We start from the raw sequence: 21,052 nt of genomic DNA, 5'->3' as shown, positions 1-21,052 counted from the left end.
CTAGGGCAGAAGGCCGGCGACACCGGCCTCGGCCTCGACGACCGCGCCCAGGTCATGCGCGTGGTTGGCGCGCAGCCAGTCGCCGGCGAAATGCAGCCCCACCGCCTCGAGCGACCCGCCGAGGCGCCCGGTCAGCGAACCGGAATTGCCGCCGAGCGTCGTGGCGTCGTGGTCGAAGACCCAACGGTGTCCCCCGTTCGGCAGGATCATGCCCGGGCTGAAGTACTTCTGGCGGTATTTGAGGCCGAAGATCTCTCGCAGACGTTCGATCACATCGTGCCGGAGCCGGCCCTGCTCGTCCCGGGGAACGTAGGAGGGCGGCGCGGGGAATCCGACGACGTAGAGATTCTGCCCCTGACCGCCCCAGCCCGCGGTCCGCACCACGGGGATGGCGGCGGGCAGGGCCGCGCCCAGCGCGTTCGTCGTTTCCACGCGCAGCAGCGCAAGGTCGAGCTTGTCGAAGCTGATCGGCAGGCGCCAGATCGGCTCCGGACCGGCAAAGGCGATACCGCTGATCCGGAAGCGGGTCGCGGGGTCGAAGCCCGAGGGCGAGAAGTCGATCGTGGCCTCGCGCACGATCTGCCAGCGGTCGGGTGCCTCGGCGCGGGGCAGCGGACTCGCGAATTCCTCGAGAACGTGGCGATTGGTCATCATGAGGCCGGGGCCGACGACGAAGCCGGTGCCCAGGTGAATCCCGTCGCCGTCGATCCTGCCGACCGCCGCGAGCGGGCCCGCCTCCAGATCGGGGCGGGCGAGTTCGATGAGGCCGGCGAACCGTCCGAGTTCGGGGTCGGAGGTGTCGAGCGTCTGGACCTCGCGATCGTCGGGCGTCGTGCGCAGCGAGACCGGCAGCGCCGGCCGTTCGGTCAGCGACACCAGCGCCTCGAGCTGGAAGGTCGTCGCGTCGTCGAGGGGGGCGGATGTGCCCTCGGCGTGCAGCTCGGCCAGCGCCCGGCCGATCCGGTCGAGATCGCCCGCGAGTTCCGGGCGTCCCGCCGCCTCGACGCGCCGCTCGAGGGGCGCGAGCACGGCGCGGCGACCGCCGCCGTCGAGAAGCGCGCGACCCTCCTCGGGCGTGATCGTCGCCGCCGCCTCGGGCGCGAGATCCGCACGCCGCCCGGCGCCGATCCCGGACAGGACCCGGGCCAGCCGCGCCTCGCTCACCGGTGCGGGGATCACGATGGACGGTGCCGGCGGACTGCCGCGAAGGGCGAGCTGGGCGAGGCGCGGGTCGCGGGATCCCGCGGCCGCCTCGACGAAGGCGCCGGAGGCCCGGCGGAACGCGCGCGACTCGCGGCCGGCGCCCAGGCGGCTTCGTCCGGCGCGGGCGTCGGCGACGAGCAGCGCCGAGATCTCGGCGCCATGCGCGGCCCAGTCGAAGCCGGGATCGGCCGTCCCGCGGCCGAAGAGCGCGGTCAGGGCGTCGGTGAGGCCCCCGCTCGGATCATCGCCGGAACCGGGGGTTTCCGGAACGGCCATGGAGATGCCGGCGAGCGGCTCGGAGAGCAGCCTCTCGGCTTCGATGATGCCCGCGCCGAGCCCCGCGGGGAAGCCCGTGGGCCGCCGCGCGGTCTGTCGCACGGCGGCGCGGAACAGCTCCTGCACGACCGTTCCCTTCTGGCGGGCGGCGGCGATCACCGTCGGCCGGCCGTGGTGGCCGAGCCAGAGCGCGGCGATGCCCGCGCTGAGGGCGGTCGAAAAGGAGGTGCCCTGGCCGCCGCTGACCGCATCGTTCGGCGCGCCGGTGGATTTGCGATCGGCCCGCCAGACGAATTCGGCGGGGGCCGAGAAATCGACCGCCCGGCCGCTCGAGGAACCCTTCCACTTCTTGTCGGCGATGTTCGTTCCGCCCACGGCGAGCGTCTCGGGATAGGCCGCCGGCCAGACCACGAGGCCCACGCAGTTTCCGGCCGCGGCAAGGACGATGACGTCGCGGGCGACGGCCCGCTGGATCGCGGCCCTGAGCGACCGGCTCCAGATCCCGCCGAGGCTCATGGTGATGACATGGGCGCCGACCTGGACGGCGTGATCCACGGCCCGGGCAACGGGCGTTCCGTCGAAGATCTTGACGTCGTTGATGCAGCGGATCGGAACGAGCGTCGCCTTGGGCGCCGACCCGATCATTTCGCCGGTCTCGCCCGAGGCGACGACGCTGCCCGTGCCGGTGCCGTGGCCGGGGTTCGACATGGAGCTCGAGAGCGGGTCGGCCGGGTTGGTGCCGCCCTCGAGCAGATTGAGCGATTTCGTCAGGTCGAGCGTCGCGTCGCGGAGCTCCCGATGGTCGGCGATGCCGGTGTCGGGCTGGGCCACGACGATGTTCTCGCCCTTGCCCGGCGCGATCGCCCAGGCCTGCGGCACCCGGGTCGATTCGAGCGCCCAGAGATGGTCGGGCGGCGCCGTGCCCTGTGCCCAGCAGGTCGCGTCGAGGACCACGCCCTCGGTCGATGGCGGCGTTTCCGGCTGCGGCTCGGAATAGGCGGTGGCCCCGATGTCGGGTTCGGAAGAGACGAGGCCCAGTTCGTTCCTGAGGTCGGCGGCGATCGCGTAGAGGATGTCTTCGGGCAGGGTCCGGTCGATTCCGTTCGGCGAGAACACGAGAAAGAGGGGCTCGCCGGGCTCGAAGGTCTCGAAGAGCGGCTCGAGGAGAAACGCGTCCGAGCCGAGCAGCGCGGCGATCTTCTCCCGCATCCCAGCGGTCGCGTCGGGGCCCGCTCCGGGGGCGAGTTCGAGCGCGAACCTGAGTCGGTTGGCGGCGTAGAGGGGGCGCGGATCCGCGGACGTCTCGGCCATGAGCGCCCGAAGCGCGAAGAGTCCTTCCATGCTGGACATGCGAAATCATCCTCTTAAATCAATCAACTGAAGGCAGCACACCGGTCAAATGGGATCGGTTGCGTCCGTCCGGGGAAAATGTCCCCGGGTCGTCAGGGTAGGCCCCGACTCACCTCTCGGTCAAAGGATTTCTGGCAGGTCCGCTCTGGAACGAGTCGGAATCCGTCGGCACGGTCAATGACCCGATTGACCGACTCGGATTTTTCGTGTATAAATGGAACTCTGATCGGTATTTGATCGACTTACTCTAAGTACGGTCTCCATTTGATTATGAGACAGTATTAGGGCTATATGAAATTATTAGGAGGATTAACTCATGACGGACTCCGTCATCCGGAATGAATACGGAGAAGTTGTCTACTTCCAGCATCCGGCACCGCCAGCCCTCGAGAGCGCCGCGCCGCTCGCGACGCCCCAGCAGGTTGCCGAATGGTACCTGCGCTCGATGCGCGGCGAACTGGGCCTGTCGGGCACGCGACTGGCCGACGACGGCGTGGTGCCGGAGTCGGCGGTGGCCGAGCCGATCATGGAGTTCCAGTCCGAGAAGGACGTGGCCGGCACCAAGGTCGTCGTCTACAAGCAGACGATCCTCGGCCTCGACGTCTTCGACGCCAGACTCGGCATGAACATCGACGAGGAGAGCCTGTCGCTCGAGTCTCTCCAGTCGTCGATGCACGGCTCGGTCGTCATCGAGAATCCCAGCGCCCGCGTCGACAGCGACAAGAATCGCCCCGTGAGCAAGGCCGCGCTCAAGAAGATGCTGGGCTTCGAGCTTCCCGACATGGAGAACGCCCGCATCGAACGCCAGGTCGTCTATCGCTACGAGCCGGACCAGCGCGAAGAGCCGCACGAGCACGAGGGCTGCATCGGCGGACCCGGGGCGGAGATCCCGCATCTTCCCAAGCCGAAGCTTCCGGGGCTCGAGAAGGCCAAGCATTACATCGCCGACGAGGTCCTGTTCCAGGCCGCGATGGCCAAGGGCCAGGGCCAGGTCAACTGGCGGGCGCTGGTCGAGCCGGAAAGCGGCGAGGTGCTCTACCTTCGGGCGCTGGTCGCCTGCGCCACCGGCCTCGTCTTCGACCGCGATCCGCAGACCCAGACCGGCGCCGCAGTCAATGCGGCTTCGACGAATGCGGTGCTCAATCCCTTCCGGACCTCGAAGACGATGCCCGGCCTGACCGCTGCGACACCGCAGCCGCTCGCAGGCAATTTCGTCCGGATCGCCGAGACCCAGGCTCCGGTCCAGGTCGCGCCGACCGTGCCGACCCCGGCGGGCGCCTTCAACTTCGATGCCCAGACCGAGCAATTCACCGCGACCTGCACCTATTACAACTGCGACCGGCTGTTCCGCACGATGCAGGATTTCGGCTTCAACGTGTCCTCGTATTTCGGCGGAACGACGTTCCCCGTTCCGGTCGACTTCCGCGCGCTCGGCGATGCGGTCAACGCGCAGGCGCCCGGCAACGCCTCGGGCAACGGCCTGCTCGAGCTGAGGTTCGGCAAGATGATGCCGGGGCAGGTGATCGGCATCGGCACCTCGAACCGCGTCGCTTGGCACGAATTCGGCCATGCGCTGCTCTGGGACCATGTGAACAGCCCGAACTTCGGCTTCGCGCATTCGGCCGGCGATTCGCTGGCGGCGATCCTGAACGATCCGGGCAGCAACGCCGCCGATCGGTTCCAGACCTTCCCCTGGGTTGCCGCCGGCGTCGGTATCGACCGCCGGCACGACCGTGCTATCGGCGCCGGCTGGGCCTGGTTCGGTCCCAACTGGAACACCCAGTACGGCGGCGAGCAGGTGCTCTCGACCACGCTCTTCCGCTTCTACCGGGCGATCGGCGGCGACGCCGTCGGCATCGCGACCCGGCGGCGGGCCTCGGACACTGCGGCCTATCTGATCTTCAAGGCGATCGGCCTGATGACCTCGACGACGGCCTTCCCGGAGGTCTTCGTCGGGCATCTGCAGAACGCCGATCTCGGCACGTCGAGCTTCCAGGGCATCCCGGGCGGCGCGCTGCACAAGGTGGTCCGCTGGGCCTTCGAGAAGCAGGGCCTCTTCCAGCCGGGCGCCGCGCCGGGGCAGCCGCAGACGGTCAACACCGAGGGCAATCCGCCGGACGTCGACGTCTACATCGACGACGGGCGCGCGGGCGAGTACCAGTACCAGGCGAACCACTGGTCCTGCCAGGACATGTGGGTGCGCCGCGCGCCCGACGGCGGGGCGATCCACCAGAACCCGCTCGTCGGACTGACGAACTACATGTACGTGCGCGTCAAGAACCGCGGGATGCAGACGGCGCAGAACGTCCGGGTCGACGCCTATCATGCGCTGCCGGGCTCCGGCCTGTCGTTCCCGGACGACTGGGCGCCGATGACCACGGCGACGCTGCCCGCCTCGGGGCCGCTCGCCTCCGGCGGCGGCACGGTGATCGGACCCTTCGCCTTCGTTCCCACCGTCGTGGGGCACGAGTGCCTGCTCGCCATCGCGCATGCGGACGGCGACCCGGGCAACGACACCACGATCACCGGCACGATCCCCGAGCACCGGCTGGTGCCGTTCGACAACAACATCGGCCAGCGCAACGTCAGTCCGGTCCTGCCCACGCTCAAGGACATCCTCAAGCTCCTGCGCGAGCACATCGTCTGGATCCGGAACCCGTTCCGGAAGCCCGTGGTGGCGAGGCTCGAGATCGAGCTGCCGCGGTTCCTCCGCAATCTCGGCTGGCAGCTCCACGTCAAGTCCGAGGGCGGGCAGAAGTTCGAGCTCGGCCCGCGTGACCGGCGCAAGGTGCTCCTGGTGGTCGAGCCGGGCGAGGACATCGACGCCGAACTTGCGAAGAAGTCCATCGCGCGCGGTGACGACGAGATCGCGATCCGAACCTATCTCGACGGAGAGCTTGCGGGCGGGATGAGCTACAAGCTCACCTGGCGCGTCGACGAGGAGACGAAGCCGGGCCGCGATCCGACGCGGGACAAGCCGCAGACCGACGGGCCGGTCATCGTGCGCCGCCCGACGATCGAGGAGATCCTCCGGATCCTGCGAGGCGGCATCGCGACGGGTGAGGGGCGCACGATCCGGACCGTTCGTCTCGAGTTCGACTTCGACGACGGCGAGGGAAGCTGAGCCGTCGATCAGGCGGGGCCGGTTGGCCCCGCCGGCCCTTTCCGGAGACAGACCATGCCGAAGTCATCCGACCCGAGCGGCGCCCTGCCGCGCCTGCCGATCCATGAAATCCAGCCCACGCCCACCATCCTCAGGAAATGGCGCCTCCAGCTCTGGAGCGCTACCGTGATCCTGGTCCGCCACGCGGACATCGCCGCCGGCGGCGGCAGCGACCCCGCCCTCTCGCCGGCCGGTGTGACCCGGGCCGACCTGCTCGCGCATATTCTGCGTGACGCCGGCCTTTCGGCCGTCTTCGTCACCGCGACCCAACGGTCGGTGCAAACCGGGACGCCGTCCGCGCAGATGGCCGGGATCGCGACCACCCAGTATGCCGCGCTGGATGCCGCGGCGCTCGCCGCCGCGATCCGGTCGGGGCATTCGGGGTCCTGCGTCCTCGTGGTGGCCCATTCCAACACCGTCGACGACATCGCGGCAGCGCTTGGCGCGCCCGGCGTCGGCGAGCTGTCGGAGGGACAGTTCGACCGGATGTTCGTCATGACCCGGACATGGTGCGGCACCCGGACCGTCCGGATGCGCTACGGCGCCCCGACGCCTTGAGGGAGGAACATCGATGGAACCGATCACGCGCGCGATCATCGTTCTCGACCAGGCGAGCGGATCGCTGAGGGAGGACGATGGCCGAACCCTCGGTCTCGACCTGGCGCCCGGCGTCCGGTCCGGCTGCATCGAGTTCCTGGCGGGAGGGGTCGAGACGATACTCGTCGTGCCGGGTCTCGCGGAGGCCGAGCTCGCGGCGGATTTCTCGGGCTTCGCGCCGGAGGGCGTCCGGGTGGTCGGCGTGGGTGCGCTCGGCTATATCGGCGCTGGTGCGGCGGCGGCGCTCGCGGGAGAGGGGGCTGGCACGGCGCTCGTTTCGGCCGACCGGCGTCTTCGCAGCGACGCGCTTCAGGCCGGGTTCGTCCCGGCGCCGCATCCGGCACTCCTGGGCATGCTGGCAAGGGGTGCCGAGCCCGGGGCCGCGCGCATCGTCGGGCCGAAGGCGGCGCTCGAGCGGCTGGCGGCGGGTGGCGACCTCGTGCCGATGCAGTTCCAGCCCGCGGGCGGGACGGACTGGTCGCTCATCGCGCTCGCCTCGGAGGACAGGCTCACCGACGCGGTGCTCGCCGGGCTTACGCTCCAGCCGATCGACTATGATCCCCGGACCGAAGACCTGGTCTGGGCCCGGATCGACCATCCGGACGAGCATCTTCGCGAGGCGCTGGCCGGGCGCCGGATCCTCTACGCCGAGCCGGGCCAGATCCTGATCGCCCTCGGCCCGGAGGACAGCGCCGACGCCTTCCACGTCCACGGGGCCCATGGCCATTCCGAGCTTCTCGCGCCGGATCCCGGCCTGATGCGGATGCCGGTTCCCGAGGCGGCCGAGTTCGAACTCCCCGTGGTGGGGCGGCTGCCGGAGATCCTCGAGGCGGTCGAGGTCGATCCGGCGATCCGCAGGCTGATCCTGATGGCGCGGCCCTCCTGCAAGTCGGTGACCGCGCAATATGCCGCGGACCTCGACCGCTACAGCGGCGTGACCGCGCTCGATGCCGCCGGCCCGATCGTCTCGAGGCATTCGCGGCACCCGGACAACAAGCGTGCCGAGGCGGCGTTGCTGTCGGATCTCCGCGCCATGGGGTATTGCGCGACCCGGCACGATTTCGTCCATGCGGGCGAGACCCATTCCAACATCATCGCGGATCTTCCCGGTGTGGGCCGCTTCCGCATCCGGCCCGACATCCTCGACCGCTACCGGCGCATCCTGCGCGAGCCGGTCGGGCCGCCGCCCATCGGACGGCTTCCGTCCGGGTTCGCGGCCCTGCTCGACGATAGCGGTCTGGCGGACGGGCTCGCCGACCTGCCGGATGCCGTCGTCCGCTACGAGGTCGAGCGCATCCTCAAGCTCTACCCCTGGTATCCCTGGTGGAAGCTCGCGTGCCCGGTCCCGGGGATCGGCGCGGGGCTCGTCGTGGTGGGAGCGCACATGGATTCCACTGCCGGCTTCGATCCCGCCTATTCGGCGCCGAGCGATCCCGCGCCCGGGCGCGATGACAACGCCTCGGGCCTCGCCGGCATCCTGTCGCTCGCCCGTCACTTCCGGTCGCTCGCGGGGCGGCTCACGCATACCGTGCGGTTCTGCTTCTTCAACGCCGAGGAATCGGGCCTCGTCGGGTCGAAGGCCTATGCCGGCCGCCTCAAGGCGATGGGGGCTCCGGTCCGTGCCGTCATCTGCATGGACATGATCGGCTACAATTCGGATCTGAACCGGATCTTCGAGATCCACGCGGGCTATACCGATCCCGCGATCCGGGACCTCAGCCTGCCGCTCGCCGACCGGGTGGCGCAGGCGGCCGCGGACTACGGACGGCTTGCGCCGGCCCAGATCTACCGCGGGACGAGCTGGAACGGCGCACCCGACCGCACGGTCTACGACGGGGCGATCAACCGCTCCGATCACGCGGCATTCCACCAGCAGGGCTACGGGGCCGTCCTGGCGAGCGAGGACTTCTTCATGAACCTGCCGTCAGAACCGTCGGCGGACGCCAATCCGAACTACCACCGCGCCACCGATCAGGTTACGGACACGGCCTATGCCCGCGACATCGTCTGTGCCGTGGCGCGGGCGGTGACGCAGCTCGCCGGCTGAGGACCGGCCGGCCCGCTGCGACCGAAGGCGCCGCGCGGGGAAGAACCACACCCGGGCGCCCGTCGCCCTCGCGCGCCGAAGGGGCACGGTCAAATGGACCATGCTGCGCAATCGCAAAGCCTTCGGTCCGGAGAGAAAGGCCGCTTGGCCGCCGCGGTACGCAGCCTCCGGCAGGACGCGGGCGGTCGCTGCCCGTGCTTTCCGAGTGGTTCGGACCGGAATGGTTTCACCGCGTCGGGACCTTCGACAGCGCATCCATTTGGCCGAGGATCCGGAACGTCGCGGGGGAAGCCAAACGAATTGTCTGAAGGGTAGCGGAGGGGCGCCCCGGTCTTGCCCGCAGCGATGGAGCCGGGCGGGGTCGAGCTTCGGGCTCTGCTGTGCGGCGCTCGCGGAAACAATTCATTGCCGGGCGCAGGCTTGTCCGGGGTGCCGGCGCGCGCCAGATCCGCACGAACACCGTCAAGGAGACAAGCCATGTCGTTTCGTGCCGTCACGTCCCAGAGCCGTGCCCAGCCGACGATCGAAGGCGCCGGCGTGCATCTGCACCGCGTCTTCGGCTTCGGGGATACCAGCGCTAGCGATCCGTTCCTGCTGCTCGACGATTTCCGCAACGACGATCCCGCTGCCTATGCCAGGGGCTTTCCATGGCATCCGCACCGGGGAATCGAGACCATCACCTATGTGCTCGACGGCACGGTCGAGCATTCGGATTCCCTAGGCAACCGCGGGCTGCTCGGCGCCGGTTCGGTGCAGTGGATGACCGCCGGCTCGGGCATCCTGCACCAGGAGATGCCGCGGGGGTCGAGCACGGGCCGGATGCACGGCTTCCAGCTCTGGGCGAACTTGCCCTCCTCGCTGAAGATGACCGCGCCGCGCTACCAGGACATCACCGGCGGCGACATTCCCGAAATCACCGACGACGACGGCACGCAGGTGAGGATCATCACCGGCAAGTTCTGGGGCAAGCGCGGGCCGGTGGACGGGATCGCGGCCGAGCCGCTCTATCTCGACGTCACCGTGCCGGCGGGCCTGCGCAAGACCCTGCCGGTCGACACGCGGGCCAATGCCTTCGCCTATGTCTTCGCGGGCGCAGGCGATTTCCGCGACGCGGCGGCGCCGGTCGGCGTCCGGGTGGAGAAGGAGTTCCAGGGTCGCGAGCTCGCGGTGCGCGACATGTCGGGCAACCGCACGCTGGTGCGCTTCGGCGGCGGCGACGAGGTGACGGTGCAGGCCGGCCCCGAGGGCGTGCGCTTCCTGCTGGTCGCCGGGCGGCCGCTGAAGGAGCCGGTCGCCTGGCACGGGCCGATCGTGATGAACACCCGCGCCGAGCTCGAGACCGCCATGCGCGAGCTTCGCGACGGCAGCTTCATCAAGGGCACCGCCTGACCGGCGGCGCAGAGGGGGCGGGCATCGCTGGTCCGCCCCTTCCGGGGTAGCCCGCCACACCCGCCCCGGATCGCCTTGCCAAGGGCGGGGGCCGGCGCTAGTGTCCGCGCGATTTTGGGGCCGGGTGCCGCTGCGTCGCGCGTACGCGCGCCCCGCAAGAGCTGGGAAGGACCGTCACGATGTTCGCAACACCCGCATTCGCCCAAGCGGCCGGAGGAGCCGGCGGGGCCGCCGGGGGGCTGATCAGCTTCGCGCCGATCCTGCTGATCTTCGTCATCATGTATTTCCTGATGATCCGGCCGCAGCAGAAGAAGGTCAAGGAGCACCGCGCCATGATCGACGCGCTGCGCCGCGGCGACCAGGTGGTGACCGCCGGCGGGCTGATCGGCAAGGTGGTCAAGGTCGCCGAGGGCGAGGCCGAGATCGAGCTGGCGCCCAACGTCAAGGTGCGGGTGGTCAAGGGCACCATCAGCCAGGTCACCAGCAAGACCGAACCCGCCCAGGCCTGACGCGCGCCCGGCCCTTCCGGCGGGGCGCGGCGCAGGGGGATCACCCGCGATGCTGCAATTTCCGATGTGGAAGAACGTGGCGATTGTCCTGGTCTGCCTGGCCGGACTGGTCGTGGCCTTCCCCAATCTCTTCTACGACCGGGTCGAGCGGTCGAACGACGCGCGGGCGAGCCTCGCCGCCGGGGCGGCGGCGACGCCGGAACTGGCGGCGGAGGCGGCGGGCTGGCCGGAGTTCCTGCCCTCGGGGCTGGTCAATCTCGGGCTCGATCTGCGCGGCGGCGCCCATGTGCTGGTGGAGGTGCAGACCGCGGACGTCTATGCGGAACGGCTCGAGGGGCTCTGGCCCGACCTGCGCGACCGGCTGCGTGACCTGCGCGATCAGGTGGGCACCGTTCGGCGGCTCGAGAGCGCGCCGGACGCGCTGCGCATCCGCATCGGCGAACCCTCGGGCATGGCCGCGGCCGAGGAGGCGGTGCGCGCCGCATCCCAGCCGGTCATCTCGTTGACCGGCGCCTCGGGCCGCGACTTCGAGGCCCGTGCCGAGGGCGACGTGCTGGTCATCACCCTCTCGGAGGCCGAGAAGATCGCGATCGACCGGCGCACGCTCGACCAGAGCCTCGAGATCATCCGCCGGCGCGTGGACGAGACCGGCACCCGCGAGCCGACGATCCAGCGCCAGGGCGAGGACCGGATCCTGGTGCAGGTGCCGGGCATCGGCTCGGCGGAGGAGCTGCTGGCGATCATCGGCAAGACCGCGCGCCTCTCCTTCCACCCGGTGGTGAACCGCACCACCGACGCGGCGGCGACGCCCGGCCTCGACGAGGTGATCTATCCCTCCATGGACGAGGAGGGGGTCCATTACGTCCTGGAGCGCCGGGCGGTGGTGACCGGCGAGCAGCTCGTGGACAGCCAGCCGACCTTCGACCAGAACGGCCTTCCGGCGGTGAGCTTCCGCTTCAACCCCGCGGGCGGCGCCGCCTTCGGGCGCTATACCGCCGACAACATCGGCAAGCCCTTCGCCATCGTGCTCGACGGCGAGGTGATCTCGGCGCCGGTGATCCAGAGCCACATCCCCGGGGGCTCGGGCATCATCACCGGCAATTTCACCCCCGAGGATTCGACGCGGCTGGCGATCCTGCTGCGCGCCGGCGCGCTGCCTGCCGAGATCCGGGTGCTCGAGCAGCGCACCATCGGGCCGGAGCTCGGCCAGGATTCGATCGAGGCCGGGCGCCGGGCGGCGGTGATCGCGCTCGCCGCGGTCGGGGTCTACATGATTCTGAGCTACGGCTGGTTCGGCGTGGTCGCCTGTGTAGCGCTCCTGACCAACATCGTGCTGATCTTCGCGCTGATGACAGGGATCGGGGCAACGCTGACCATGCCGGGCATCGCGGGCCTGGTGCTGACCATCGGCATGGCGGTGGATGCCAACGTGCTGATCTTCGAGCGCATCCGCGAGGAGCTCAAGACCGCGCGGGGCCCGGCGCGGGCGATCCAGCTCGGCTTCGAGAAGGCCTTCGGCTCGATCCTCGACGCCAACGTCACCACGCTGATCGTGGCGGTGATCCTCTTCATGCTCGGCTCGGGGCCGGTGAAGGGCTTCGCGGTAACGCTGGGCCTCGGGATCCTCTGCTCGGTCTTCACCGCGATCTATGTCACCCAGATGATCATCGCCAGCTGGTTCGACTGGCGTCGACCCAAGGCTATCACGGTCTGAGGAGGGCCGGCCATGCGTCACTTGCGGCTGGTGCCCGACGTCACCTCGATCGACTTCATGCGCTACACGCGCTTCTGGCTGATCGTCTCGCTCATCGGCGTGATCGGCTCGATCGGCCTCCTGGCGACCCGGGGGCTGAACCTCGGCGTCGACTTCCGCGGCGGCACGCTGATCATGGCGGCGACCCCGGAGGAGCAGCCGCTCTCGGTCTGGCGCGACGTGCTAGGGGACGTCGGGGTCGGAGAGGTGGGCGTGACCGAGATCTCGGACGATACCGGACAGGGCCGGCACATGGTGCTGATCCGGCTCGGGACGGCGGATATGGAAGAGGGGGCCGCGCCGGCGGTGGACGCCACGCGGGCGGCCCTGAGCCAGGCCTTTCCGGAGGTTCAGATCCTCCAGGTCGACAGCGTCGGCGGCAAGGTCTCGGGGGAGCTGGTGCGTGCGGGCTTCCTCGCGGTGCTGCTGTCGTTCCTGGGCATCATGGTCTATATCTGGCTGCGCTTCGAATGGCAGTTCGCGATCGGCGCGGTGCTCTCGCTGATCCACGACGCGATCGTCACCGTGGGCGTCTTCAGCCTGTTGCAGCTCGAGTTCAACCTCACCATCGTGGCGGCGGTGCTGACGGTGGTGGGCTATTCGATCAACGACACGGTGGTGGTCTTCGACCGGATGCGCGAGAACCTGCGGAAGTACAAGAAGATGCCGCTCAGGGAGGTGATGAACCTCGCGCTGAACGAGACGCTGAGCCGCACGATCATGACCTCGCTGACGACGCTGATCGCGCTCTTCGCGATCTACTGGTTCTCGGGGCCGGTGGTGCACGGCTTTGCCTTCGCGGTGATCTTCGGCGTGCTGACCGGCACCTATTCCTCGATCTATGTGGCGGGGGCGACCGTGCTCTGGCTCGGCGTCAAGCGCGACTGGTCGAAGCCCGACGCCTCGGCCGGCACGCAGTTCGGCGGGGCCAAGGTCTGAGCGTGCCCCTGCCGTGACCGCGATCCTGCAGGCGGTCGCTGGCTTCGACGGCCTGCCGGTCCTGGTCGCGGCGGTCTTCGCCGCGGGCATGGTGCGCGGCTTCACCGGTTTCGGCACGGCGCTGGTCTATGTGCCGGTCGCGGCCACGGTGCTGCCGCCGGTGCAGGTGATCGTGACCATCGTCACCTTCGACATCCTCGGCCCGCTGCCGGTGCTGCCGCGGGCGCTGCGCGAGGGGGATCCGCGCGAGGTGGCGCGGCTGCTGCCGGGGGCGGTGGTCGGGCTGGCGGCGGGGCTGATGCTGCTGACGCGGCTGGGGCCGCTGACCTTCCGCTGGATGATCTGCATCGTCTCGCTGCTGCTCCTGGTGGTGCTCGCCTCGGGCTGGCGCTATCGCCGGGCGCTCGGCGATGTCGCCAAGGGCGCGGTCGGGCTGGTCTCGGGGCTCTTCGGCGGCGCGGCCGGGGCGGCCGGGCCGCCGGTGATCCTCTTCTACCTCGGCGGGACCGAGCCGCCGGCGCGGATCCGGGCCAACATCCTGCTCTTCCTGGCGGTCTTCGACGTCTTCTATCTCGCGCTGCTGGCCTGGAAGGGCCTGCTCGGGGCCTTCCCGGTGGCGCTTGGACTGGTGCTGATCCTTCCCTATGCTCTGGGCGTGCTCGCCGGACAGGCGGCCTTCGATCCGGCGCGCGAGCGGGTCTACCGCGGGGTTGCCTATGGGGTGATCGCGGCGGCGGCGCTCGGCGGGCTGCCGGTCTTCGACTGAGGGAGGGCTTCATGCGGCTCAACGAGGTGATCTTCGACGGGCGCGTTCCGATCGAGGGCTACGGCCCGGGCTTCTTCCGCGTCGGGGGCGCGATCCACCGCGGGCCGCTGGCGCTCCTGCCCGGCGGGCCGAAGCCCTGGGCGGGGCTGCCGGAGATCGAGCTTTTCCTCGCTGCTGCGGCGGCGGTGGACGTGGTGTTTCTCGGAATGGGCCCCGAGATCCGGCCGCTCGACCCCGCGCTGCGGAGCCGGTTCGACGCGGCGGGGATCGGCGTGGAGATCATGGCCACCGCGCCGGCCTGCCGGACCTACAACGTGCTGCTCGCGGAGGGAAGGCGGATCGCGGCGGGCTTGCTGCCGGTCTGATGTCGATGATATGTTCGCTCCGCTTCGGCTGATGAGCGGAGCATTTTCACGTCACGCCACAGAATTGCGGTCGGACTGACAAATGCACGTCGAGGCCCTGTCTCCTCTCCAGCGAGTGTTGATCATCGCCGGGGCGGCGGTGCTCCTGCCGGTCATCGCGGTTCTGGCGCTCCTGCTGCGCAACGAGTTCGCGGATCGCCAGGCCGCGGTCGAGCAATCGGCGCTGGAGAACGCCCGCGGGCTGGTCGAGCTCGCCGACGCCCTGCTTCGGGGCGATTTGCAGACGATGCGGGTGCTGGCGACCTCGGTGCCGCTGGTGACCGGCGATCTCGCCACGGCGCGGGAGCGCGCCGCGGTTGTGCTGGACGCCAACACGGGATGGACCTCGATCGCGCTGAGCGATGCCGCCACCGGGCAGGTTAAGTTCGAGGTCGGGCGGGCGGGCCCCGGGGCGGCGGCGCGGGGCGCGCCCTTCGCCGCGCCGCCGCCGGGCGGGAGCGTGGGCGGGGTGGAGCGGGTCGGGGCGAACTGTCCCTGCGTCCGGCTGCAGATGTCGGTCCTGTTGCAGCCGCAGGACGTGCTGCGCGTGACGCTCGATCCGGCGATCTTCCAGGACATCATGATGCGCCGGCTGCCGGCGGACGCGGTGGGTGCCATCGTGGACCGCAACGGATTGTTCGTCGCCCGCTCGCTCGATTATGCCGACCGGGTCGGCACCCCCGCCACCAGCTTCGTCCAGGAGGCCGTGGCCCGGGGCGGCGAAGGCTTCTACGAGGGCCGGACCTACGAGGGGCTGGTCAATGTCACCGCCTTTGCGTCTTCGCCGAGCTCGGGCTGGTCGGCGCATGTGGCGATCGACCGGGCGCTGGTCACGGGGCCGCGGGCGCGCGCCTCGGCAATCATGCTCGGGGGCTCGATCATCGCGCTCGCGATCGGCGGGCTGATGGTGGCCTATGCGCTCGCCGATCTCGCGCTGCGCCGCCGGGAGGAGGCGCAGCTGCTCGAACTGCAGAAGGTCGAGGCGATCGGGCGGTTCACCGGCACGGTGGTGCATGATTTCAAGAACCTTCTGGCGGTGATGCAGGCGGGGATGAACCAGATCGCCCGCGACACCAAGGAGCCCCGGACCCGCGAGCGCATCGAGCTGGTGCGCGCGGCGATCCAGCGCGGCACCCGGCTCACCAACCAGCTGCTCAGCTTCTCGCGGGCCGATGGCGGCGAGGTCGGCGAGGTGGATCTCCAATCCCTGATCGCGGATCTCGAGGAACTGATCCGCAAGACCATTGGCCGGGGCGTGGAGCTCGAGATCCGCATCGCGGGGGAGGCGCGCGCGGTGCGGGCCAATGCCGACCAGATCGAGCTCGCCCTCCTGAACCTCGCGGGCAATGCCCGCGACGCCATGGGCGGGCGCGGCCGGCTGACCATTACCGCCGAGCCCGAGCCCGAGGGCGAGATGATCGCGCTCCGGGTCGCCGACACCGGCCCGGGCTTCGCGCCCGAGGTGCTGGAGCAGCTCTTCAGGCCGTTCTTCACCACCAAGGATCCCGGCAAGGGCACCGGCCTCGGCCTCGCCCAGGTCGAGGGTGCCGTGCGGAACGCCGGCGGCACCATCGAGGCGCGCAACGCTGAAGGCGGTGGTGCGGAATTCATCCTGCACTTGCCCCGCGCCCGGAACGGAGCCCCGGCGACAACCCCCGACCTGGCCGCCGAGGCCTGAGCCCGGCCTGCGGGCGATTGAACCGCGGGGCTGTTCGCGCGTTGCTAAGGGCGTATATAGGCGGGGTCCGCGGGTCGTCCCGCGCACGCCCCGAGGTTCTGAACGAGCGAGGTAGCCATGGCTTTCGAACTTCCCGATCTTCCCTATGCCCACGACGCGCTGGCGGCTGGCGGCATGTCGAAGGAGACGATGGAGTATCACCACGACATCCACCACAAGGCCTATGTGGACAACGGCAACAAGCTGATCGCCGGAACCGAATGGGAGGGCAAGTCGGTCGAGGAGATCGTCAGGGGGACCTACCAGAAGGGCGCGGTGGCGCAGTCGGGGATCTTCAACAACGCCTCGCAGCACTGGAACCACTGCCAGTTCTGGGAGATGATGGGCCCCGGCTCCGGCGCCATGCCCTCGGAACTCGAGACGGCGCTGAAGGACGCCTTCGGCTCGGTGGAGAAGTTCAAGGAGGATTTTGCCGCCGCCGGCGCCGGCCAGTTCGGATCCGGCTGGGCCTGGCTGGTCAAGGAGGGCGACGGCAGCCTGAAGGTCACCAAGACAGAGAACGGCGTGAACCCGCTCTGCTTCGGCCAGACTGCGCTGCTCGGCTGCGACGTGTGGGAGCATTCCTATTACATCGACTTCCGCAACAAGCGTCCTGCCTATCTCGCGAATTTCCTCGAGAAGCTGGTGAACTGGGAGAACGTCGCCTCGCGGATGTAAGGCTTCGGGGCGGGAAGGGCAGGGGAATCGCATCCGGCAACGCCGCCCCGCCCGCCCCAAAGGCGGGCGCGTCGCTCTCGCAGGGGTCGCGCTGCCCTCGCCTCGTGGCGGAACGGCGGAAGAAGAAAGATCGGGCCCCAGATACGATGGCATTGGGCGCGAAGGGGTCGGCCCCTTCCGCCCGCTTCCGGACGGCCGCCGTGAACGGGCCGCTCCCTATTCCGGCGGCGCGGCGCGGCGCGCCTTCAGGGCATCGTATCGCGCGACGCTCGGGGCAGGCCAGACGGCGCTGCGCCGGTAGTATCCCACGAAGGCCGGGCGGTCTTCGGGAAGGCTCAGCCAGGGCTGCTTCGAGGCGGTGTAAATGTGCACGTCAGGCGGAAAGGCGTCGGGGGCGTCGAGGGTGCCGACGCGCAGGAAGGCGAGCAGGCGGCCGAGCCCGGCATAATGACTCCAGAGGGTTATGCCGCAGTTCGGGCAGCGCGCGAGCGTCTGGCCCTTGCCGCTCTCGCTCGGGATCGTCGCCGGCGCGGGCCTGCCATCGAGCAGGGCGAGCGCGTCGCGCTCGACCAGGGCATTGATCGCCAGTGCCGAGCCGGTCTCGCGCTGGCACCAGCGGCAGTGGCAGCCGTGCACGATCATCGGTGCGCGCAGGAGGCGGTAGCGGATCCCGCCGCAGGTGCAGCCGCCTTCCCAGCTTTCCGTCCCGCCCATGTCTCCCCGCCGATCCGTCTCGCGCAGTCTGCCCCGGCGGGCGCGCCCGGGCAATGGGTGACGCGGGGCCGGTGGCAGCCCGTGTGGCCCCCCCCGAGTTGTGAATGCCGGGAGGCGCCGGATCTGCTATGCTGGGTGCCGGAGGGCGGCCGCACCGGGCCGCCTCGCCTGGCGGAGGGAGAAAGGCATGTCCGAGACTATCGGTAACCCGCTGTCCTGGAGCGTCGATGCCGCGAAGGGGGCGGGGCATTATGTCGGCTCGGTCACCGGCCGGCTCGGATCGGGCGATCCGGAGCGCGGGGCCCTGCCGGCGGTGCGAAAGATCGGCATGGACGACCTGCGCGCCGCCCTGCGCGAGGGCTATGCGGATTTCGTCGCCTGCCGGTCCGACGTGGTGTTTCTCGCCCTGATCTATCCGGTGATCGGGCTGGTGCTTGGCTGGGCCTTTCTGAGCGGCAACCTGCTGCCCCTGGTCTTCCCGATCCTCTCGGGCTTCGCGCTGGTCGGGCCGGTGGCGGCGGTCGGGCTCTACGAGATGAGCCGCCAGCGCGAGGCGGGACAGACGCCACGCTGGAGCGACGGATTCGCGGTGCTGAAATCGCCCTCCTTCGGGGCGATCTTCGTGCTCGGCGTGGTGCTCTTCCTGATCTTCCTCGTCTGGATCATCACCGCGCACGGCATCTGGGCCGCGACGCTCGGGCCGGAGCAGCCGGCCTCGCTCGGCGCCTTCGTCGGACAGGTCTTCTCCACCGGGGCGGGCTGGGCGATGATGCTGCTCGGCCTGGCGGTCGGGTTCCTCTTCGCGGTCGTGGTGCTGGCGATCAGCGTGGTGTCCTTCCCGCTGCTGCTCGATCGCGACGTCGGCCTGCCGGTGGCCGTGGTGACTTCGTTTCGCGTGGCGACGGAGAACCCCGGCCCGGTCGCGGCCTGGGGGCTGATCGTGGCGGCGGGGCTGGCGCTCGGCTCGCTCCCGTTCCTCCTGGGGCTGATCGTGGTGCTGCCGGTGCTCGGCCATGCCACCTGGCACCTCTACCGCCGCGCTGTCGAGCCCGAGCCGACGGAGATCCGGGCCGGAGCCTAAGTGGGTTGTGACAGCGGCGCCTCCGCGACCGCCGGGTGCCGGCGCAAGCTCTCCCTCGCTTCGGCCCGGCGGTAGTCCAGTTCCGGTTTCCGCTGCGGGATCGGCCGGATTGCGCAGGCAGTTCCAGGATACCCGCATGTCCACATGCGATCAGAAATCCAGGTTTGCCACGCTCAGCGCGTTGCTCTGGATGAAGTCCCGCCGCGGCTCCACCTCGTCGCCCATCAGCTTGGTGAAGACCTCGTCGGCCTCGTCGACCTGATCGACACGCACCTGGAGCAGCGTGCGCGCCTCGGGGTCGAGCGTGGTCTCCCAGAGCTGCTCGGGGTTCATCTCGCCCAGCCCCTTGTAGCGCTGCAGGCTCAGGCCCTTCTCGCCTTCGCGGATCACCGCGTCGAGCAGGTCGGTCGGCGCATGGATCACCTGGTCGCGATCCTTGCGCATCAGATGCGCGGTGGTGCCGTAGACCTCCTGCAGCCCCGGCGTCAGCGCCGCGAGGCGCCGCGCCTCCGCCGAGCGCAGGGCGTTGCCGTCGAGGATGCGAACCTCGTCGACGCCGCGCAGCGTGCGCCAGAGCCGGATCCCGTCGTCCTGGGTCGGCCGCCCCTGCCATCCGCGCTCGTATTCCGCGGCGATCAGGTCGAGCCGCGCGGCGACACGGTCGGCGGTGCCCTGGGGGTCGGCGTCGAGCACGCCCGGCACCAGCGCCCCGGCGATGGTCGCCTGTTCCAGCACGTGGCGCGAATAATGCGTCGGGAAGGCATTCAGCGTCGCCCGCACCTGGCGGGCCTCCTCGACCACCCGCGCGAGATCGGCCCCGGCCAGCATCGCGCCCGAGCCCAGCTGCAGCCGCGCCCCTTCCAGCCCCTGCTCGATGAGATAGGCGTCGAGCGCGGCCTGGTCCTTGAGATAAACCTCCGACTTGCCGCGCGCGACCTTGAAGAGCGGCGGCTGGGCTATGTAGAGATGGCCCGCGTCGATCAGCTTCGGCATCTGGCGGAAGAAGAACGTGAGCAGGAGCGTTCGGATATGCGCGCCGTCCACGTCGGCGTCGGTCATGATGACGATCTTGTGGTAGCGCAGCTTGTCGAGGTTGAACTCGTCGCGGCCGATTCCGGTCCCGAGCGCGGTGATCAGCGTGCCGATCTCCTGGCTGCCGAGCATCCGGTCGAAGCGCGCCCGCTCGACGTTGAGGATCTTGCCGCGCAGCGGCAGCACCGCCTGGTTGGCGCGGCTCCGCCCCTGCTTGGCCGAGCCGCCGGCGCTGTCGCCCTCCACGAGGAAGAGCTCGGCCTTGGCCGGGTCCTTCTCCTGGCAATCGGCGAGCTTGCCGGGCAGGTTCGCCACGTCCATCGCCGTCTTGCGCCGGGTGAGGTCGCGGGCCTTGCGCGCCGCCTCCCGCGCCACCGCCGCCTCGACGATCTTGCCGACGATGCTGCGCGCCTCGGTGGGGTTCTCCTCGAACCACTCCGCGAGGCGCTCGTTCAGGAGGCCCTCGACCGCGGGGCGCACCTCGGAGCTGACGAGCTTGTCCTTGGTCTGCGACGAGAACTTCGGGTCGGGCACCTTCACCGAGAGCACGCAGGTCAGCCCCTCGCGCGCGTCGTCGCCGCTGAGCGTGACCTTCTCGCGCTTCGCCAGCCCGCTGGTGCCGGCATAGGCGTTGATCGTGCGCGTGAGCGCGCCGCGGAAGGCCGCCAGATGGGTGCCGCCGTCGCGCTGGGGGATGTTGTTGGTGAAAGGCAGCACCGTCTCGTAGTAGCTGTCGTTCCACCAGAGCGCCGCCTCGATGCCGATGCCTTCGCGCTCGCAAGCGATGAAGATCGGCTCGGGGATCAGCGGGGTCTTGGAGCGGTCGAGATAGCGCACGAACTCGCGCACCCCGCCCTCGTAATGCAGTTCGGTCTCCTGCACCTCGGCGTGGCGTTCGTCGCGCAGGGTGATGCGCACCCCGGAATTGAGGAAGGCGAGCTCGCGCAGCCGGTGCTCGAGCGTCTTGTAGCTGTAGTCGAGGTTGGAGAAGGTCGTGAGCGCCGCGAGGAAGCGTACCTGGGTTCCCTTGCGCCCCTCCGCGGGTCCGACCCGGCGCAGGCTTTCCACCGTCTCGCCGCGCTCGAAGCGGGCGAAATGCTCGAAGCCCTCGCGCCAGATCCGGAGCTCCAGCCAGTCCGAGAGCGCATTGACCACGCTCACGCCCACGCCGTGCAGGCCGCCCGAGACCTTGTAGCTGTTCTGGTCGAACTTGCCGCCCGCATGCAGCTGGGTCATGATGACCTCCGCGGCACTCACCCCCTCGCCCTCGTGGATGCCGACCGGGATGCCGCGGCCGTTGTCGGCCACGCTCACGGAATTGTCGGCATGCAGGATCACGCTCACCCGGTCCGCATGGCCCGCCAGCGCCTCGTCGATGCCGTTGTCGACCACCTCGTAGACCATGTGGTGCAGGCCCGAGCCGTCGTCGGTGTC

15 protein-coding genes are annotated in these 21,052 nt (G+C 69.8%); 12 read left to right on the top strand and 3 right to left on the bottom strand.

The window, feature by feature from the left end:
• The gene (locus V7050_RS02030; protein ID WP_324365524.1) at positions 1–2,829 is read right to left on the bottom strand and encodes a S8/S53 family peptidase; all 2,829 of its coding nucleotides are present in this window, start codon (positions 2,827–2,829) and stop codon (positions 1–3) included.
• A 316-nt stretch (positions 2,830–3,145) separates the two neighbouring features.
• Between V7050_RS02030 and V7050_RS02025 the strand changes: the two genes are divergently transcribed.
• The 11 genes from V7050_RS02025 (at position 3,146) to V7050_RS01975 (ending at position 16,791) form a co-directional block, all read left to right on the top strand.
• Positions 3,146–5,953 carry a hypothetical protein gene (locus V7050_RS02025; protein WP_324365523.1) on the top strand — a complete coding sequence of 936 codons (2,808 nt, stop codon included), beginning with the start codon at positions 3,146–3,148 and terminating at the stop codon, positions 5,951–5,953.
• Between the two features lie 54 nt (positions 5,954–6,007).
• Positions 6,008–6,550 (top strand): phosphoglycerate mutase family protein, encoded by a 543-nt coding sequence (locus V7050_RS02020; protein WP_324365522.1) that lies wholly within the window; start codon positions 6,008–6,010, stop codon positions 6,548–6,550.
• A 13-nt stretch (positions 6,551–6,563) separates the two neighbouring features.
• On the top strand, positions 6,564–8,636 hold the full coding sequence (locus V7050_RS02015) for a M28 family metallopeptidase (protein ID WP_324365521.1): 2,073 nt from the start codon (positions 6,564–6,566) through the stop codon (positions 8,634–8,636).
• 477 nt (positions 8,637–9,113) lie between these two features.
• On the top strand, positions 9,114–10,025 hold the full coding sequence (locus tag V7050_RS02010) for a pirin family protein (protein WP_324365520.1): 912 nt from the start codon (positions 9,114–9,116) through the stop codon (positions 10,023–10,025).
• 179 nt (positions 10,026–10,204) lie between these two features.
• Entirely contained in the window at positions 10,205–10,534 is a 330-nt protein-coding gene (yajC, locus tag V7050_RS02005) for a preprotein translocase subunit YajC (RefSeq protein WP_324365519.1), read from the top strand.
• Between the two features lie 49 nt (positions 10,535–10,583).
• A complete protein-coding gene (secD, locus tag V7050_RS02000) occupies positions 10,584–12,248 on the top strand; it encodes a protein translocase subunit SecD (RefSeq protein ID WP_324365518.1) in 1,665 nt (554 codons plus the stop codon).
• Positions 12,249–12,260: 12 nt separating this feature from the next.
• Positions 12,261–13,226 carry a protein translocase subunit SecF gene (gene secF, locus V7050_RS01995; RefSeq protein ID WP_324365517.1) on the top strand — a complete coding sequence of 322 codons (966 nt, stop codon included), beginning with the start codon at positions 12,261–12,263 and terminating at the stop codon, positions 13,224–13,226.
• Between the two features lie 13 nt (positions 13,227–13,239).
• Complete coding sequence (locus V7050_RS01990) at positions 13,240–13,992, top strand: sulfite exporter TauE/SafE family protein (RefSeq protein WP_324365516.1); 753 nt, start codon at positions 13,240–13,242, stop codon at positions 13,990–13,992.
• Positions 13,993–14,003: 11 nt separating this feature from the next.
• A complete protein-coding gene (locus V7050_RS01985; protein WP_324365515.1) occupies positions 14,004–14,357 on the top strand; it encodes an Mth938-like domain-containing protein in 354 nt (117 codons plus the stop codon).
• 82 nt (positions 14,358–14,439) lie between these two features.
• Complete coding sequence (locus V7050_RS01980; RefSeq protein WP_324365514.1) at positions 14,440–16,074, top strand: sensor histidine kinase; 1,635 nt, start codon at positions 14,440–14,442, stop codon at positions 16,072–16,074.
• Positions 16,075–16,191: 117 nt separating this feature from the next.
• A complete protein-coding gene (locus V7050_RS01975; protein WP_324370032.1) occupies positions 16,192–16,791 on the top strand; it encodes a superoxide dismutase in 600 nt (199 codons plus the stop codon).
• A 216-nt stretch (positions 16,792–17,007) separates the two neighbouring features.
• Here the strand turns inward: V7050_RS01975 and V7050_RS01970 are convergent, their stop codons facing one another.
• The gene (locus V7050_RS01970) at positions 17,008–17,505 is read right to left on the bottom strand and encodes a GFA family protein (RefSeq protein WP_324370035.1); all 498 of its coding nucleotides are present in this window, start codon (positions 17,503–17,505) and stop codon (positions 17,008–17,010) included.
• Between the two features lie 187 nt (positions 17,506–17,692).
• Between V7050_RS01970 and V7050_RS01965 the strand changes: the two genes are divergently transcribed.
• Positions 17,693–18,586: a DUF2189 domain-containing protein gene (locus V7050_RS01965; RefSeq protein ID WP_324370037.1), complete on the top strand. Its 894-nt coding sequence runs from the start codon at positions 17,693–17,695 to the stop codon at positions 18,584–18,586.
• Between the two features lie 150 nt (positions 18,587–18,736).
• Here the strand turns inward: V7050_RS01965 and gyrB are convergent.
• A partial coding sequence (gene gyrB / locus V7050_RS01960; RefSeq protein ID WP_324410202.1) for a DNA topoisomerase (ATP-hydrolyzing) subunit B occupies positions 18,737–21,052 on the bottom strand: 2,316 nt, incomplete at its 5' end.

It is taken from the genome of Amaricoccus sp., from assembly GCF_036846665.1.
Lineage (GTDB): Bacteria > Pseudomonadota > Alphaproteobacteria > Rhodobacterales > Rhodobacteraceae > Amaricoccus.
The sequence above is the reverse complement of the archived record's forward strand: the minus strand, read 5'-3'. Positions and strand labels throughout refer to the sequence as shown.